Annotated in this window: 9 protein-coding genes; 6 read left to right on the top strand and 3 right to left on the bottom strand. The window is 40.2% G+C overall.

Annotation, left to right across the window (positions count from 1 at the left end):
* Positions 1-14: 14 nt before the first annotated feature.
* Positions 15-1,346: a dicarboxylate/amino acid:cation symporter gene (locus ISP07_RS00115; protein WP_054551461.1), complete on the bottom strand. Its 1,332-nt coding sequence runs from the start codon at positions 1,344-1,346 to the stop codon at positions 15-17.
* A gap of 193 nt (positions 1,347-1,539) precedes the next feature.
* Here ISP07_RS00115 and ISP07_RS00110 point away from each other — a divergent pair, with 193 nt between their 5' ends.
* Entirely contained in the window at positions 1,540-4,872 is a 3,333-nt protein-coding gene (locus tag ISP07_RS00110; RefSeq protein ID WP_209326428.1) for a hypothetical protein, read from the top strand.
* A 294-nt stretch (positions 4,873-5,166) separates the two neighbouring features.
* Positions 5,167-7,827 (top strand): type I DNA topoisomerase, encoded by a 2,661-nt coding sequence (gene topA, locus ISP07_RS00105; protein WP_138615908.1) that lies wholly within the window; start codon positions 5,167-5,169, stop codon positions 7,825-7,827.
* A 133-nt stretch (positions 7,828-7,960) separates the two neighbouring features.
* On the opposite strand, the gene ISP07_RS00100 is transcribed toward topA, so the two are convergent.
* On the bottom strand, positions 7,961-8,203 hold the full coding sequence (locus ISP07_RS00100; RefSeq protein ID WP_054551458.1) for a hypothetical protein: 243 nt from the start codon (positions 8,201-8,203) through the stop codon (positions 7,961-7,963).
* Between the two features lie 235 nt (positions 8,204-8,438).
* Between ISP07_RS00100 and ISP07_RS00095 the strand changes: the two genes are divergently transcribed.
* The gene (locus ISP07_RS00095) at positions 8,439-8,987 is read left to right on the top strand and encodes a TIGR00645 family protein (protein WP_054551457.1); all 549 of its coding nucleotides are present in this window, start codon (positions 8,439-8,441) and stop codon (positions 8,985-8,987) included.
* A gap of 59 nt (positions 8,988-9,046) precedes the next feature.
* On the opposite strand, the gene ISP07_RS00090 is transcribed toward ISP07_RS00095, so the two are convergent.
* Complete coding sequence (locus tag ISP07_RS00090) at positions 9,047-10,672, bottom strand: alpha-glucosidase family protein (RefSeq protein ID WP_209326427.1); 1,626 nt, start codon at positions 10,670-10,672, stop codon at positions 9,047-9,049.
* Positions 10,673-11,355: 683 nt separating this feature from the next.
* On the opposite strand from ISP07_RS00090, the gene ISP07_RS00085 reads away from it, so the two are divergent.
* The 3 genes from ISP07_RS00085 to ISP07_RS00075 all read left to right on the top strand — a co-directional run bounded on the left by ISP07_RS00085 (position 11,356) and on the right by ISP07_RS00075 (position 17,618).
* Positions 11,356-14,163 (top strand): TonB-dependent receptor, encoded by a 2,808-nt coding sequence (locus tag ISP07_RS00085; protein WP_209326426.1) that lies wholly within the window; start codon positions 11,356-11,358, stop codon positions 14,161-14,163.
* A 105-nt stretch (positions 14,164-14,268) separates the two neighbouring features.
* The gene (locus tag ISP07_RS00080) at positions 14,269-15,765 is read left to right on the top strand and encodes a tryptophan halogenase family protein (RefSeq protein ID WP_209326425.1); all 1,497 of its coding nucleotides are present in this window, start codon (positions 14,269-14,271) and stop codon (positions 15,763-15,765) included.
* A gap of 2 nt (positions 15,766-15,767) precedes the next feature.
* On the top strand, positions 15,768-17,618 hold the full coding sequence (locus ISP07_RS00075) for a glycoside hydrolase family 13 protein (RefSeq protein WP_209326424.1): 1,851 nt from the start codon (positions 15,768-15,770) through the stop codon (positions 17,616-17,618).
* Positions 17,619-17,683: the final 65 nt, after the last annotated feature.

Here is a 17,683-nt window from a genome sequence, read left to right as displayed (position 1 = left end):
TAATTAGTGTGAAATTAATTAATAGATTTATGGTAATCTTCTAAATCTTTAGCGGCATTTGGGTCGTTAAATACGTCCTCATCAAACTCACCTTCAGATTTTGCAACCACACAGGTCACCATGCAGTCACCGGTCACGTTAACAGCGGTTCGCGTCATATCAAGTAAGCGGTCGACACCAATGATGATAGCAATACCTTCTACAGGCAATCCAACTTGATTTAATACCATAGCTAACATAATAAGGCCTACACCCGGAACACCAGCAGTACCTACAGAAGCAAGGGTTGCGGTTAAAATAACCATCAGATAATCAGAAATCGTTAAATCTACTGCAAAAACTTGCGAAATAAAAACAGTCGCAACGCCTTGCATAATCGCCGTACCATCCATGTTGATGGTTGCGCCAAGGGGCACGGTAAAAGAAGCAACAGAGTTATGAGCACCTAACTTTTTATTTGCTGTTTCAAGGGTAATAGGCATAGTTGCGCTTGAGCTTGATGTACTAAATGCAAATAAACAGGCATTTTTCATTTTCTTTAGAAATGTAATAGGGTTTAGACCTGTAAACAGCTTAAGTAACAGGCTGTAATTCACAAAACCGTGAAATAATAAAGCAAAAACAACAACACCAAAATATAAGGCCAAGCTAGTGATAAGCTTTAAGTCAATGGTTGTAAATAATTTTGCCATTAAGAAAAATACACCATACGGTGCAATATTCATAAGCAGTGTTACAAGCTTTAAAATTACGGTATTTAAATCTTCAAAAACACTGGCCACTCGTTTACCTGCTTTTCCACTGAGTGCCATCGCAACACCAAATAACAAGGCAAAAACGATAACTTGGAGCATGTTGCCACTTGCCATTGCATCAATAGGGTTTGTTGGGAACATACCAATAATGACTTGCGCAAGGGTGGGAGCTTCTTTTGCACTATAGTTAGCATCTGAAGGTAAATTGATTCCCTCACCTGGATTCACTAACAACGCCAAGGTGATAGCAACAGTAATGGCGATTGCCGTTGTCGCTAAATAAAGCAAAATAGACTTACCACCTAGTCGACCTAATTTTTTGGGGTCGCTTAAGCTACAAGTACCACAGACTAATGATACAAAAACCAATGGCACCACAAGCATTTTTAAGCTTGCAATGAATATTTGCCCACCAACATGGAAAATACCATCAACAAAAAAAGCTTTAATTGGTAAAGAGAATAACCCTAATGGAATAAGGAAATCGTCTTCACCCGCTAAAATGGCTTGAAAGATAAAACCAACAACTACACCAAGTACCATACCAACCATGATACGAGATGTAAGGCTTAAAGACCGTACTTTTGACATACACCTAATCTATCTTGTTATAAATTTTGTCATAGACTACCAGCATAAGGATTTTTATACAGAAAAATTCGATAAATAATTAAATTAATTCGTTAAGAAATGAATAAAAAAATGATTATTTTCGGACTGATTTTAGGTTAATATTAGGTAAATAATAAAACAAAGTTTGAAATAGCTAACTAGGGAGAGGTCAATGCCTTTATTTCGATGGCTAAGTGTAATAGTTTTCAGCTCATTATTAGCTGCATGTGGTGGCGGTGGCTCACTGGAAAGTGATGGTGGTTCGCTTGATGGTGGGGATGATTCAACAGCTGAAGCTAGTTATGAAATTGCAGTACAAGGTTTTTCGCTGTCATCTGGTGAACAAGATAATCAGGTAACAGCTGACTCTCCGTTAACAATATCTGCTACATTAACAAATAATGATGAAGCTGTTGCTGGGGTTGTTATTAACTTTAGCTTAAACGGCGATATTGGTCTTTTAGATCCAGTATCTGGAACTGATCTAACAGATAGCAATGGTGTTGCTTCTATTAAACTTACGGCAGGTGATACTGCTGGCGCTGGCATAGTAACTGCTACCTACGCTCTTGATGGAGATACCTACAGCGACACATTTGGTTTCACATCGGATGGTTCAGAATCAGATGATTCAAGTGTGAGCGGCAGCGTCACATTAAACCTCACTATTACAGACACTTCTGGATCACCGTTTACTGTTGATAACCCTGTAAGCAAAGATAATAAAGGTACAGTCACAGCAACTTTGCTTGATGAAGAGACGCCCCTTGCAGGTCAACTTATTTCATTTAGCACTAATTTTACAGGTAAAATTACGCCTGTTTTAGGAACCGCTCTAACAGATTCAAATGGTGAAGCTTCTGTAACACTGAGCAGTGGTGATGCGAAAGGGGCAGGTCAAGTTGTAGCAACCTATACAGATGAAAGCGGTAATGCAGTCACTAAAATTGCTGGCTTTATTTCTAATGGTGATGAAGCCCCTGATGATGCTATACAGTATTCGGTTACAGCTTCTCTTTTAACTGGTTGTGTCCCTTCTTGGGATGACAATAGAAGTAACGTAAAACTAGACCCGACCTCAATAGCATCAGGCTGTAGCATAACTAACTCGGTATCGAGTGCTGAACTTGCTGATTTATTTATTGAAGTAACAAATCAGCAAAGTGGTGACGCTGTTGCTAATGCACTAGTCGAAGTAACAACTGATCTAGGGACAGTCCTTCCATCATCAGGTCGAGCGTTGACTGATAGCTTTGGTGTTGCACTATTGAAAATCCAACCAGGTAACACTGGCGGTGCGGGAACAATTACAGTATCTGCTTTAGATGAACAAATTAGCACTAACTTTGCAGTAGGTATCGCAGATTTAATTCTAGAAGTGGACAACGGCCTAAATGTTGACTCAAATGGTGATGTAATTCCTCTTAAAGCTGGAGGAAGTACAATTATTGAGGTCACTTTAAAGGACGAAGAAGGGAATTTATATACCACACCAACAGATGTAGAATTTAGTTCAACATGTGTTGATAACAATAATTCAAGTATTGATGCCTCTGTAAAATCATCAAGCGGTGTAGCTAGTTCTACCTATAGAGCCAATGGTTGCGGAATTGATGATGTTGTTAATATTACAGTCGAAACGGGCGGAAAGAACTTTACTGCTTCAACGATCATCCCTGTTGAAGTTTCAGCAGTACAATCAATTCAGTTTATCGACGTCTCAGAACCGGTAATTGCTCTTCCTCCAGGTGAAGGTGGCTTACCTACACAGTCTGTCGTTCGCTTTAGATTATTAGATGCCGACGGCATTGTATCGCCACAGCAGCGAATTGACTTTAAGTTAACAGACTCAACTGGTTTAGCTGGTTTGACTCAACGTACAGCGAATACAGACAATGATGGTGTTGTGCAAACTACGGTCACTTCAGGTATTGTGCCTGGTCCTCTTGTAGTTAAGGCTTGTTTTGTTTCAAAAACAGATGTTGCTGCATTACCAGAAGGTGATGATTTATCATGTTGGACAGATGAGGTGCAGTTGTGTGCAGATGAACCAACAAATGACATTTGTCCTGAAGGAACGCTTCATCTCGTACCACTAGCAGAGCAAATCAATGCGGTATCATCGCAACTTGCATTATATTCAGGCATTACGGATCAAAATAGTTTCGATTTAAGCCCTCAAGTTTTTAACCCTAATGCACTGAATTACAATGGAATTACTAATAGTCTTATGGTTTATTTTGGTGACCAATTTAATCAATTTAATAGTAATGGTGTCGAATCAACAGTTTTGACAGAATCAGGCGTTGTAGGTCCACAAAGTAATGAAGCGGTGTGTCGTACTACTGACGCGTCATGTGTAGTAACGTGGCGTTCACAAGGTGAGCGACCGTTCTATGATTACAAGTGGGGTAATAGAATTGGTGAAATCGATGGTAACTCTGCAACTACCGAAGGTATAAACCCTAAGACGGGTGATGTTAACTGCGATCCTTATTTTGAAACTGCAGCGCCTTGTATCGGGACATTAGTTCGCGCTAAAAACGATCCTAATGGTGTTATACGAGGCGGAAGAACAAGTATTATTGCTGTTGCAAAAGGTCAAGAAAGCTTTGTCGATGAAGAGTCATCAGATGGCATAACTAGGCGCAATGGTTTATTCGATATTGGCGAATATTACACATTATATGACTTACCAGAAGCGTTTAATGATCATAATGAAAATAGCACTTTTGACAAGGCGAACTGCAGTGATGCAGATAGTGATAGTTACGATCCGAACACAGATCAATGTTCTGAATTAAACTCGCGTGGTGGTCATAACGAAACATGGCGTGATCTTAATAATAATGGAATTTATGACGGTGCAGATGGTTTGTATAATGGCTTATTGTGTAGTGAAGCTGCCTTTAATGCAGGCCAGTGTACCCGTGATTTAATTGAAGTTCGTAAGCAGATTGAAGTTGTCATGTCTGGTGATGATCCATATGTTCGTTTTGCTGTATTAAAATCCAATGAAGTAGTATCTGCTCCATATGAGGTTTTAGTGCCTGCTGATTGTTCGAGCACAATAGCTGGTGTATTTGAGGTATCTGATAATGCGTTGTGGTGCGATGTCGCCTCTATTGATTTATCTGAAGTATCTCGTGCTAACCCAGACTATGATGCAACAGACCCCAATGAAACAGATCCTGAGACCTTAGAAGTGGGTTTATCTAGTATCAATGTACGTATTTTTTACAGTGATGAGTTTGGTAATCCACTTCCTGCTGGAACTGAAGTGTCGCTAACGGCCGATAATGGAGATTTTTCTATTATTGAGCATGAGGAAACGATTCCGAGCACAAATCGTGACTCAACAATGTATTCTGATGTTCGAATTGCTAGGGAGTCTGATGGTAACCAAGATCAAGATGGTGTACTAACTATAACTTTCCAATTTGAAAATCAGCTTGGCGGAACTAAAACGGTGAGCCGCTCGATTTCAATAATCGATGATAAATAAAGTTAAATCTTAAAAAATGCCAACCAGAAGGTTGGCATTTTTGTTGCTGTTCTATATATTCCCCTTGAAATTACCTTAAAACACCACATTGACTAAATTAGCAACAAAAATTGTTTAATTATTCAGTCAATGAAGAAAAGTTTCTATTAAAAGCTTGTAACAATTGGTGTTTGTAGATATACCTATAAATATTCGTGCTCCAATGATAAAAATCATACTTATTTGTTTAATGTGATTGATATACATTTATAAGGGCAAAAAACTTTTAAAATACTCGGTCAGAAATAGGCAACTATGGGCAAATCACTTGTAATTGTAGAGTCTCCTGCAAAGGCAAAAACAATTAATAAATACTTAGGTAACGATTTCATCGTAAAGTCCAGTGTTGGGCATGTGCGTGATCTACCAACTTCAGGTTCAGGCAAAACAAAAACTGCAGCGACGAAAACCCCTGCTGAAGTTCGAAAAATGTCACCAGAAGAAAAAGCTGCCTATAAAAAGCAACGCGACTATAAAAATTTAGTTGCTCGTATGGGTATTGACCCTGAAAAAGGCTGGGAGCCACATTACGAAGTCTTACCGGGCAAAGAGAAAGTTGTTCAAGAATTAAAGAAACTTGCTGAAAACGCCGATAAAATCTATCTCGCAACCGATTTGGATAGAGAAGGGGAAGCGATTGCATGGCACCTCGAACAAATTATTGGTGGCGAGCCTGAAAAATATAAGCGAGTTGTTTTTAATGAAATTACTAAAAATGCGATTCAACAGGCATTTGAAACACCCGGTGAACTAAACACTGACATGGTTTATGCGCAACAAGCGCGTCGTTTTCTTGATCGAGTCGTGGGTTTTATGGTGTCGCCATTACTGTGGGCTAAAGTAGCACGTGGCTTATCAGCCGGTCGTGTGCAATCTGTTGCAGTACGTTTACTTGTTGAACGTGAACGCGAAATCAAAGCATTTATCCCCGAAGAGTTTTGGGATATCCACGCTGATGTTAAAAATACAGAAGCTGCTTTACGCTTAGAAGTTACTAAACACGCTGACAAGCCTTTTAAGCCAGTTAATGAAGAGCAGGCGATGTCTGCTGTTAGTGAACTCGAAAAAGCTGACTACAAAGTCATTAGCGTTGAAGAAAAGCCTAGCAAGAGTAAACCGAGCGCACCTTTTATTACTTCAACCATGCAACAGGCTGCCAGTACGCGCTTAGGTTATGGTGTTAAGAAAACCATGATGCTTGCTCAACGCTTATATGAAGCGGGTCACATTACCTATATGCGTACCGACTCAACTAACTTATCGAAAGATGCAGTTGAAATGTGTCGTGATTACGTGACAGAGCAATTTGGTGAAAAATATTTACCGAAAGCACCGATTAGTTATAGCTCTAAAGGCAATGCACAAGAGGCACACGAAGCGATCCGTCCTTCTAGTGTTACCGTACTATCTGGTCATTTAGACGGTGTTGAAGCAGATGCTAAAAAACTTTACGAATTAATTTGGCGCCAATTTGTTGCCTGCCAGATGGTTCCTGCTGAATACGATTTAACAACCTTAACAGTGGGTGCTGGCGAATATCAGTTAAAAGCTAAAGGTCGCGTTCTTCGCTTTGATGGTTGGACAAAAGTCCAACCGGCTGTTCGTAAAAAGAATGAAGAAGATCAATCACTGCCAGCAGTTAAAGAAGGTGATGTTTTAACGCTTGTTGAGCTAGATCCTAAACAACATTTTACAAAGCCACCTGCACGCTTTAGTGAAGCGAGCCTAGTTAAAGAATTAGAAAAGCGTGGAATTGGTCGTCCATCTACGTATGCATCTATCATCTCTACGATTCAAGATCGTGGTTATGTGCGTGTTGAAAATCGCCGCTTCTTCGCTGAAAAAATGGGCGAGATAGTTACAGACCGCTTAGTTGAGAACTTCGAAGATCTGATGAACTTTGACTTTACCGCTAAGATGGAAGGCCGTCTCGATGATATCGCAGAGGGTGAGCGTGTTTGGACACAAGTACTTGATAGATTTTACGCAGACTTTTCAACACAGCTTGAAATTGCCTCAGGTGACGAAGAGCAGGGTGGCATGCGTCAAAACCAAATGGTCGAAACTGATATTGATTGCCCTACGTGTGGTCGTAAGATGGGGATTCGTACCGCATCAACGGGTGTATTTTTAGGTTGTACTGGTTACAACTTGCCACCTAAAGAGCGCTGTACTACAACCATGAATTTGGTATCAGGCGATGAAGCTATTGCTGCGGATGTCGAAGACGTAGAAACTGAATCTCTAATGCAAATGAAGCGTTGCCCAATTTGTGAAACGGCAATGGATTCATACTTAATTGACGAAACACGTAAGTTACATGTGTGTGGTAACAACCCGGCATGTAAGGGTTATATCGTTGAGCAAGGCACCTTTAAAATTAAAGGCTACGACGGTCCTATTATCGAATGTGATAAATGTGGCTCAGACATGCAGTTAAAATCGGGTCGTTTTGGTAAGTACTTCGGTTGTAGTAATGAAGAGTGTAAAAATACACGTAAGTTACTCAAAAATGGTGAAGCTGCGCCACCAAAAGAAGATCCAGTTCACTTACCTGAACTTGAATGTGAAAAGTCAGAAGCTTATTTTGTACTGCGTGATGGTGCGTCAGGTATTTTCTTAGCGGCTAATACTTTCCCTAAATCACGTGAAACGCGTGCGCCTAAAGTGGAAGAATTAAAGCGTTTTAGAGATCGTATTTCTGAAAAGTTTTATTATCTTGCTGACGCACCTACACAAGATCCTGATGGAAATCCTTCAGTCGTTCGCTACAGCCGCAAAAATAAAGAGCAGTATGTAATGAGTGAAGTAGATGGCAAAGCCACAGGTTGGACCGCCCACTACCAAAATGGTAAATGGGTAGAAGAAAGTAAAAAGAAAGCGCCTGCTAAGAAAAAAACAGCAGCCAAAAAATAAATCGCCAGATTATATAATAGAAGTCGCGGCGTAATGTCGCGCAAACTTATTGTTAATTTGAGATGCAAATAAAAAACCGGAACGCACATCATTGTGTCATTCCGGTTTTTTCATATTCTAAGTAGACGTAAAATTAGATTTGTACGTCTTTTACTTTTTTATAGCCTTCAGCTTCAAGCTCATCGTTTACACATTTTAATACGTATGGCTTTAATTCTTCGTTGCTGATGTCATCATCTTTTGCCCAGTTTAAACACATTTCAGTGTATTCTTTGATCATTTCAGCTGATGCTTCAGGTGCTTCGTTAGCGATTGCATTCGTTGCTGACACGCTTAAAACAGGTGCCAAAATTAGTGCTAGCAATGCTTTTTTCATTTAATTATTCCTAATCAAAAAATTAATTATCACTGGCTAAATGCACAGTAATGGTGCGCAATGTGTATGTCACTTTGCTTGAGTGAATTTATAAACTAAATTTCAAAAAAAGATAACGAAATTTTTTTATCGTAAAGATAAGCAAAAAATAACCACTATTTTGCCTCTAATGCTGGTAATCGTAAGGTCAAAACACGTATTATCGCGCTAATTTTAAATAAAAGTGAACTAACTTATGTCTGAACAAGGGACTCATTCAAAAACAAAGAAAGTACCAACCAAACTAGAGCAAGTTGTAGAGAGTTTTATTTTTCGCTCGCGTTGGTTACTAGCGCCATTCTTTATTGGCTTATTAGTCGCTGTGGTATTACTGTTGCTAAAGTTCTTTAAATATTTATACAGCATGGCTTTAAATACGTTTACTGCGTCAAACCAAGAGCTTTTGGTAGGTATTTTGACTTTAGTTGACACTGCGCTACTAGCTGGGCTTTTGCTTATTATTATTTTTAGTGGTTACGAAAACTTTGTTTCAAAATTAAATATAGAAAACCATGAAGATAGACCAGTTTGGATGGGCAAGGTTGGTTTCTCTGGCCTTAAAATGAAGTTGATTAGTGCAATTGTTGCAATCTCGGCTGTGGAGCTTTTAAAGGTCTTTATCAGCTCAAATAACCATTCAACAGATGAGTTACTCTGGAAGGTGTTAATTCATGTCACGTTTGTGGTGTCGGGGGTATTGTTTGCTCTTACAGATTACATTAATAGTAAAACCATGAACCACTAATACCATGATCAGAAATAAAAAAGCCCTGCATTGCAGGGCTTGGTTTTAACAACTGATTTTTAATTCAGAGTTGCATAAAAGCAACCAAACCCGGGCAGAGTGACTGTATTATTGTTTAATTCAGCTGTGTGATGAGAGATCTCAGTATGCAGTGAAGACACAGTATCAGAGAGTGTCAGTTCGCTACTTTGAGCACCTAAGTTGAATGCACAAAGCATTTTAGTGTCGTTAAGCGTTCTATAAAAAGCAAGTACTGGCTCTTGTGTATCGATAAATTCAATGTCGCCTTCAAGCAGTACGTTCTTATCTTTACGCCATGCCATAAATTCACGGTAGGCATTCAAAATAGAATCTTTATCTTGATCTTGCGTACTCACCGCAACTGATTTGTGCGCATCGCCTACAGGTAACCAAGGTTTTACTGTTGAGAAGCCTGCTTGCTCAGCATCTGCAGCATTCCACGGCATCGGCGTACGACAACCATCACGGCCTTTAAAGTTTGGCCAGAATGTAATGCCGTATGGGTCTTGTAAGTCTTCAAATGCGACTTCAGCTTCACCTAAACCAAGCTCTTCACCTTGGTACATACACACGCTACCACGTAACGAAGCAAGTAAAGCTGTTAGCATCTTACATTGCTGAGGATCAATTTTTTCACCTTTACTCCAGCGGCTAGCAACGCGTTCTACATCATGGTTACTAAATGCCCAACATGGCCAGCCTTCGGTCATACGCTGCTCTAGCGTGCTAACTGTTGTACGGATATATTCAGCGCTATAGTCGTTAGTCAGTAGCTCAAAGCTATAACCCATGTGAAGTTTGTCACCACCTGATGTGTACTCTGCCATGGTTGCCAGTGAATCTTCAGATGAGATTTCGCCTAATGCAACTGTACCAGGGTACTTGTTTAGTAGGGCACGAATGTCCTGCATAAAACTAAGGTTTTCAGGTTGTGTATTATTGTAGTAGTGATATTGGAAAGCGTACGGGTTATCTTCACTAAACCCACGACCTTGACGTTTTTCTGGTGGCTTAGCCGGGTTGTCACGTAATTGCGCATCGTGATAGCAAAAGTTAATTGCATCTAAGCGGAAACCATCAACACCTTTGTTTAGCCAAAACTCAACATTGTCTAATACAGCTTTACGTACCTCTGGATTATGGAAGTTTAAATCAGGTTGTTCAGTCAAAAAGTTATGTAAATAATATTGACCACGACGCGGTTCCCACTGCCATGCAGGACCACCAAAAATAGATAACCAGTTATTTGGTTGTGTGCCATCAGGCTTTGCATCAGCCCAAACGTACCAATCTGATTTGTCGTTGGTTTTATCTTCACGGCTATCAAGGAACCATTGATGTTGATCTGAGGTATGGCTCAATACCTGATCAATAATGATCTTGATATCACGTTGGTGAGCTTGTGCAATGAGTTCATCAAAATCATCAAGGTTACCAAATAGTGGATCGATATCACGATAGTCACTGATGTCATAACCAAAGTCTTTCATTGGTGATTTAAAGAAAGGTGAAACCCAAATAGCATCAACACCTAGGCTTTTAATATAATCAATGCGATCAATGATACCTTTGATATCACCAATGCCATCGCCATTGGTGTCTTGGAAACTGCGCGGGTAAACTTGATAAATAACCGCACCTTTATACCACTGCTTTTGAGCCATGTTTTTCTCCATCGTGACACTCAGTGTATGTAAACTGTTAGGCAACCGTTAATGCAATATGTTGCCGGAATGTCAAAAGCATACGTGAAGGGTGAGATACTGTAAAAACTCTGCATACGTATGCACGCCAAATTCATCTTTGTTCTCAGTAAAATTTATTAACTTGATTTAAAAGTAAACAACTTGAATTTCTATCAATAAAATTTACCAATTAGGTTTGCTGGGTTTTAATTATGATCGCGAACGCCAGCTTGGTGCATAATATAGCTGGCTTACACCATAATGGTGCAGGGGTTATATTGGTAAGACCAATTATCATTGGTATAGACTAGTACCTTTTATAATTGCGTTAAGTCACCATTTAACCGAGATAAATGGCTTAGTACCTATTTGTGTAACCAAATTTGGGGCGCAAATATAGCGAAAATGTTTCAATACAATTAAATCACACAATAAAATTGATAAATCATTTATATTCATATGGTTATAATTCTATTTTGTAAAAATGTTGTTAATGTTCGTGGTGGTGGACTACGCTGAATACGTATGCATAAATTTGTTAAGAAAATAATCAGAGCGTTAATATTCAATTCGACAACAAAATCAGTCAGCGAATTACAGCTATTATGTTAATGAATAACTGCAACACGTTGGCATTACAATTTGGGTAATGGGAAAACATCATGTCTATGTTCAAACCAAGTATATTAACTCTGGCTTTAACAGCCGCAGGTTTAAATAGCTTTGTAGCGTATGCTGCAGAAGAAGACCAAAAAGCAAAAAACGATAACGTTGAAGTTATCGAAGTAAAAGGTTTTCGTGGCAGTGTTGTAGAATCTATTAATACTAAACGCTTCACTCCTGAAGTTGTTGAGTCAATCTCAGCAGAAGATATCGGTAAATTACCTGATTCATCAATCGCAGAATCAATCGCACGCCTTCCTGGTTTAACAGCACAACGTCTAGACGGTCGAGCTAGCCGTGTAAGCGTTCGTGGTTTCAGTGAGGACGAGAGTGCAACAACATTCAACGGTCGTGAGCAAGTTTCAATCGGCGACAACCGTGGCGTTGAATTTGACCTTTACCCATCAGAAATTATGAGTGGCGTAACGGTATATAAAACACCAAGTGCTACCATTGAAGCAGAAGGTATCGCGGGCGTTATCGACATGCAAACAATTAAGCCTTTAAGTAAAGGTGAACAAGTTATCATGTTCAATGGCCAATATGAGCAAACAGGTTTTGATAAACTAAACCCAGACGGTGACGATAAAGGTTTCCGCGGTACGGTATCTTACATTGACCAATTTGCTGATGACACCATCGGTGTTGCATTCGCTTACAACACGATGAGCTCTCCAAACCAAGAAAAACGTTGGAATGCATGGGGTTACCCTGAATTTACGGCTGATGACGGCAATACATACTCAATTCTAGGTGGTGCAAAACCGTATGTTCGTTCATCGACTTTGGATCGTGATTCAGCAATGCTAGTTGTTGAGGCATCGCCAAACGATCGTTTAAATATGACGTTTGATGCGCTGTATATCGATTTTACAGATAAACAAATCTTACGTGGTATTGAAATACCATTTGCATGGGGCCAAGGTTCAATTGACCCAAGTTCAGCCGTTGTTGATGCTGAGAGTGGTTTTATCACAAGCGCAGTAACAGAAGGTCAACGTGTTGTTGTTCGTAATGATTACCAAGAGCGTGATGCAGATTTAACTCAATTTGGTTTTAATGCAAAATACGACATCAGCGATGACTGGTCAGTTGAATTTGACGCAAGTCGTTCTGAGGTTGAGCGTAAATTATGGAGTGTTGAAAGCTATTCTGGCACAGGTCGTGGTAACGATAGAGGTGTTGCAGATAATCTAGGCTATGAACTTGACGGCGGTAATACAGGTGCAAAATTTTCACATGAACTTGATTACAGCGATTACGACTTAATCCAGCTTGGCGGCCCATTATCTTGGGGTGCAAGTAAACCGCTTAATTTAAAGTATGGTTTAGTAAATGAAATTGGAGATGATATTTCTGGCTACAAAGACCAAGCACAAGACGGTTTTATTAATGCACCTGAAATTAATGATGAATTAAGCACATTGAAACTTGCGGCTAGCAAAGTGCTTGATAACGCTTACATCAGTCGAGTGTCATTTGGTATGTCTTATCGTGACCGTGAGAAAACTAAATTTTCTGAAGGTTACTTTATGACACTTGCTGGTTTCTCACTTGATAACCCAGGGATGATGGTTGTACCTGAGCAATATCGTTTAGGAACGGCTAGCCTAGATTTCATTGGTATGGGTGATATGATCGCCTATGACACTAACGCGCTGATCAAAGATGGCTACTACGACCTTTTCCAAGAAAGTTTAAATGATGAAAAACACAAGACACAGTCTTGGACAGTTCAAGAGGAAGTAACAGCGTTTTTCGCTCAAGCTGACATTAATGCAGAGCTGGGCTCTATCCCTGTAACAGGTAACGTTGGTGTGCGTTATGTAAAAACAGAACAGTCATCTCAAGGATTTGCGTCGAGTGGCGCTACAGGCGTGGTTGTCGTATCACCAACAGACATCAGCCACGATTATAGCCACTTCTTACCTAGCCTGAACTTATCGTTTGCCATTGATGAAGAACAAACAGTACGTTTTGGTGCAGCTAAAACGATTTCACGAGCTCGCTTAGATGAAATGAATGCTTCATTAAGTGCTAGTTATGGGCAAGTTCCAGATGAGAATGGTAACTACTGGAGTGTATCAGGTGGTAATCCTACGCTTGAACCAAAAGAAGCAGTAGGTTTTGATTTGAGCTACGAAAACTACTTCCATGAAGAAGGTTACTTCGCTGCTGCATTTTTCTATAAAGACATTAAGCAATGGATCTTTGACGGAACTTATGAAATCGACATGAGCGGTGTAGCTGACCCGTCTACTGGTGAAATCCCTGAAACTTCAACAGGCACGGGCTCTGGTAAAGTCAATGGCGGTGGTGGTGATCTGTGGGGCTATGAGCTATCACTTGCATTACCATTCTCTATCTTTAGTGAGTCACTGGAAGGTTTTGGCTTAATCGCGAGTCACACAGGTGTTGAGCAGGATATTACAGACCAAAATGGTAATGAGTTTGAGCTACCAGGTTTATCAGAACAAATTGATAGCTTAACAGTTTACTTTGAGCGTAATGGTTTCCAAGCGCGTACTAGCATGCGTAAACGTAGCGACTTTAAAGGCAATGTTAACGGGCTAGGCCTCGCTGCAACTCAGGTTGATATCGAAGGCGAAACAATTTGGGATGCTCAAGTTGGTTATGACTTTAGTGAAGGCGGTGTAGAGAGCCTTGACGGTTTATCTGTCACTTTCCAAGTACAGAACATCACAGAAGAGCCGTTCACAACTTTATCAGGTGATAATTCACTTCAAGTACGTGACTACCAAGACTACGGTCGTACATTCCTGTTAGGCTTCAGCTACAAGCTGTAATTAGCTAAAACAGCGATAGAAAATTGCCCTTGTGATTTGTTTTACAAGGGCTTTTTTATATCAGTGAGCTACACTCAATGAATTGAAATTGGCGTTAGGTGTACTATGGAAACAAAAAAAATAACCAAGGTCGTAATTGCCGGTGGTGGCACAGCAGGGTGGATAACCGCTGCATTACTTAATAAAGTGTTAGGCAAAGTGCTCGACATCACGTTGGTAGAGTCAGCAGAGATCGGCACTGTGGGTGTAGGCGAAGCAAGCATCCCACCTATTTTGCATCTAAATGGTGCCCTTGGCATTTCTGAAAAAGAATTTATTAAAGCCACTGGCGCAACGATTAAGCTCGGTATTGAGTTTGAAAATTGGCGCAGCCAAGGCCACAGCTATATGCATGCCTTTGGTGAGATAGGAAAAGATTTTCCGTTTTGTGAGTTTTATCATTTTTGGTTAAAAGCACATCAAGCTAATAATGCGCCTGATTTTTGGGATTTTTCACTTAACTACCAAGCAGCAAAAGCGCATAAATTTGCTCACCTTAAGCACATTCCTAACACTCAGTTGGCGGGCTTACATTATGCCTATCATTTTGATGCCACTCGATACGGCGAATTCTTAAAAGAGTTGGCGCAATCACGGGGCGTTAAACGCATTGAAGGCAAAATTGAATCGGTTAATCAATGCCATCAAAGCGGGCATGTTCGTTCTTTGTTACTTAAAAATGGCGAGCAAATAGACGGCGACTTATTTATTGATTGCACCGGTTTGCGTGCTTTATTAATTGAGCAAACACTTAATACCGGCTTTGAAGATTGGTCGCATTGGTTACCGTGTGATAGCGCGATTGCGGTGCAAAGTGAATCAGCTTCGGATGCAATTCCTTATACACGTTCAATTGCAAGAGACTCAGGATGGCAGTGGCAAATACCATTACAGCATCGAGTAGGCAACGGGCTTGTGTACTCTTCGCGTTTCTTATCAGACGAAGCGGCAAAGCAACAGCTCTTGGATAATTTACCTGCCAAACCACTGACAGAGCCGCGTGTTATTAAGTTTAAAACAGGCCGCCGTTTAAAGCAGTGGCATAAAAATGTGGTATCGGTCGGCTTATCAAGCGGCTTTTTAGAGCCATTAGAATCGACCAGTATTCATTTAATTCAAAGTGCAGCCATTCGTTTAATTAAGTTTTTTCCTCATCAAGGTATTAAACAAAGCCTTGTAGATGAATTTAATCAACAAAGTAAAACAGAATTTGAGCGAATTCGTGATTTTATTATTCTTCATTACAAGCTTACTGAGCGTGATGACAGTGCGTTTTGGCGTTTTTGTAAAAGCATGGATATTCCATGCAGTCTCAGAAAGAAAATTGAGCTATTTAAAACCAGCGGCAAGCTAATTAGAGAAGACGATGAGCTCTTTGCCGAAATCGCATGGCAGCAAGTGATGATAGGGCAAGGGCTTATTGCAGAGGATCACCATCCTTTAACAGATGCGTTATCTGATGAGCAATTAAATGAGTTATTTAGCAATTTAAAAACCTTGATTAATAGCACTGTCGAGCAGTTGCCGACCCACAATCAATTCTTAGAAAAAGTACAAAATTAATTATGAAAAAAACACAAACATTTTTAGCGTTAACAACCGCATTTACACTTTTTAACTCAACAGCAAGTTTTGCAATTACTGCGTCACCAGAAAACTGGTGGGTAGGGATGCAAAACGACTCATTACAAGTCATGCTTTACGATAACAATATTGCTAACAAAGCGTGGCAAATGGTGCCTTACAAAGGCGTTGAGTTTAAAGGTGTGACAACAACAAATAACCCTAACTACGCGTTTTTAGATTTAACCATCAGCGATAATGCAAAGGCGGGAACACTGACTTTTAAAGCTGAAGACGGCACCACCTTTACTTATCCGTTAAATGACCGTGATAAGCAAAGTGCCAAACGTCATGGCTTTACAAATAGAGACACGCTTTATTTAATAAACCCTGATCGCTTTGTAAATGGTGACCCAAGTAACGATAGTGTTGCAGGTATGCAGGAGGCTGCAAACCCAAGCTTTAAAGGTGGCCGACATGGCGGTGATATTCAAGGTGTTATCAATAGCCTAGATTACCTTGAGGACCTCGGTGTAACACAACTTTGGTTAACACCGGTGCTTGAAAATGACATGCCAAGTTATTCTTATCATGGTTATGCTATTACTGATTTTTACAAAGTTGATCCGCGTATGGGCAGTAATGCGCTTTATAAAACCTTATCGGCAGAAGCGAAAGAGCATGGTATCGGCTTAGTGATGGACATGGTACTTAACCACTTTGGTTCATCGCATCAGTGGATGAGTGACATGCCAACGGCAGATTGGGTTAACTTTGATGGCAAGTTTGAAAACGGTAAAAATGCCACTAGTCACGCCAGACAAACAATTCAAGACCCTCATGCGAGCCAATACGACAAACGTCAATTTAATGATGGTTGGTTTGTTGAGACGATGCCTGATTTAAATCAGCGCCAGCCGTTACTATCAACGTATTTAATTCAAAATGCCATTTGGTGGATTGAATACGCCAACTTAAGCGGCATTCGTGTTGATACCTATTCATACTCAGATAAAGCATTTTTAGCCGATTGGACTAAAGCGATAATGACCGAATATCCAAACTTTAATATTGTTGGTGAAGAGTGGACAACCAACCCAGCAATTGCATCTTATTGGCAGCGTGGCAAAGTCAATCAAGATGGTTATACCTCTGAGTTACCAAGTGTAATGGACTTTTCATTACAAGAGGCGTTGATCCAAGCACTTAACGAAGAAGAAAGCTGGAATACAGGTTGGGTTAAAGTGTATCAATCGCTGGCGAATGACTTTTTGTATGCTGATACAGATAACATTTTAGTGTTTGCAGATAACCATGACATGAGCCGTGTTTACACTGAGCTGGGTCAAGACCTAGCAAAAACTAAATTAGCCATGACGCTGCTGTTAACAACTCGTGGTATTCCACAAATCTATTACGGCACTGAGCTGCTGCTCGATAACACACCTAGTAATGATCACGGTGATATTCGCATTGATTTCCCGGGTGGGTTTAAAGGTCAAAAAGCGAATGCCTTCACAGGTAAGGGGCTTTCAGCTGATCAGCAAGAGATGTTAGCTAGCATGAAAAAACTGCTTAAGCTTCGTCAAGAAAAACCAGCGTTAAGCGAAGGTCGTTTAATGCATTTTTCACCCAAGCAAGGCGTTTACAGCTATGTGAGAGAGCACAATGGCCAAACTGTATTGGTTGTTCTTAACAAAAACCAACAAGCCATTGATTGGGATTTAAGCTACATGCAAGAAGTGCTGAAAGGCAATAATAAAGGACGCGATTTAGTCAGCGAAGAGCGTGTTGATCTTGCTGCGCCAATCCGCTTAAAAGCTATGCAAGCACGCTTAATAGAGCTTGAATAATTGCAACTAATAGGCTGAATACGTATGCATTTACTGTCCGTATGAAGCCCTTAACATTAGTATGA

This window comes from Pseudoalteromonas sp. PA2MD11 (assembly GCF_017808125.1).
Classification (GTDB): Bacteria; Pseudomonadota; Gammaproteobacteria; order Enterobacterales; family Alteromonadaceae; genus Pseudoalteromonas; species Pseudoalteromonas simplex.
The sequence above is the reverse complement of the archived record's forward strand: the minus strand, read 5'-3'. Positions and strand labels throughout refer to the sequence as shown.

Excerpts from the sequence above, each read along its gene's own strand:
- ISP07_RS00090 (WP_209326427.1), bottom strand. The coding sequence starts at position 10,672 with ATGGCTCAAAAGCAGTGGTATAAAGGTGCGGTTATTTATCAAGTTTAC.
- topA (WP_138615908.1), top strand. The coding sequence starts at position 5,167 with ATGGGCAAATCACTTGTAATTGTAGAGTCTCCTGCAAAGGCAAAAACA.
- ISP07_RS00095 (WP_054551457.1), top strand. The coding sequence starts at position 8,439 with ATGTCTGAACAAGGGACTCATTCAAAAACAAAGAAAGTACCAACCAAA.
- ISP07_RS00100 (WP_054551458.1), bottom strand. The coding sequence starts at position 8,203 with ATGAAAAAAGCATTGCTAGCACTAATTTTGGCACCTGTTTTAAGCGTG.
- ISP07_RS00085 (WP_209326426.1), top strand. The coding sequence starts at position 11,356 with ATGTCTATGTTCAAACCAAGTATATTAACTCTGGCTTTAACAGCCGCA.
- ISP07_RS00080 (WP_209326425.1), top strand. The coding sequence starts at position 14,269 with ATGGAAACAAAAAAAATAACCAAGGTCGTAATTGCCGGTGGTGGCACA.
- ISP07_RS00075 (WP_209326424.1), top strand. The coding sequence starts at position 15,768 with ATGAAAAAAACACAAACATTTTTAGCGTTAACAACCGCATTTACACTT.
- ISP07_RS00110 (WP_209326428.1), top strand. The coding sequence starts at position 1,540 with ATGCCTTTATTTCGATGGCTAAGTGTAATAGTTTTCAGCTCATTATTA.
- ISP07_RS00115 (WP_054551461.1), bottom strand. The coding sequence starts at position 1,346 with ATGTCAAAAGTACGGTCTTTAAGCCTTACATCTCGTATCATGGTTGGT.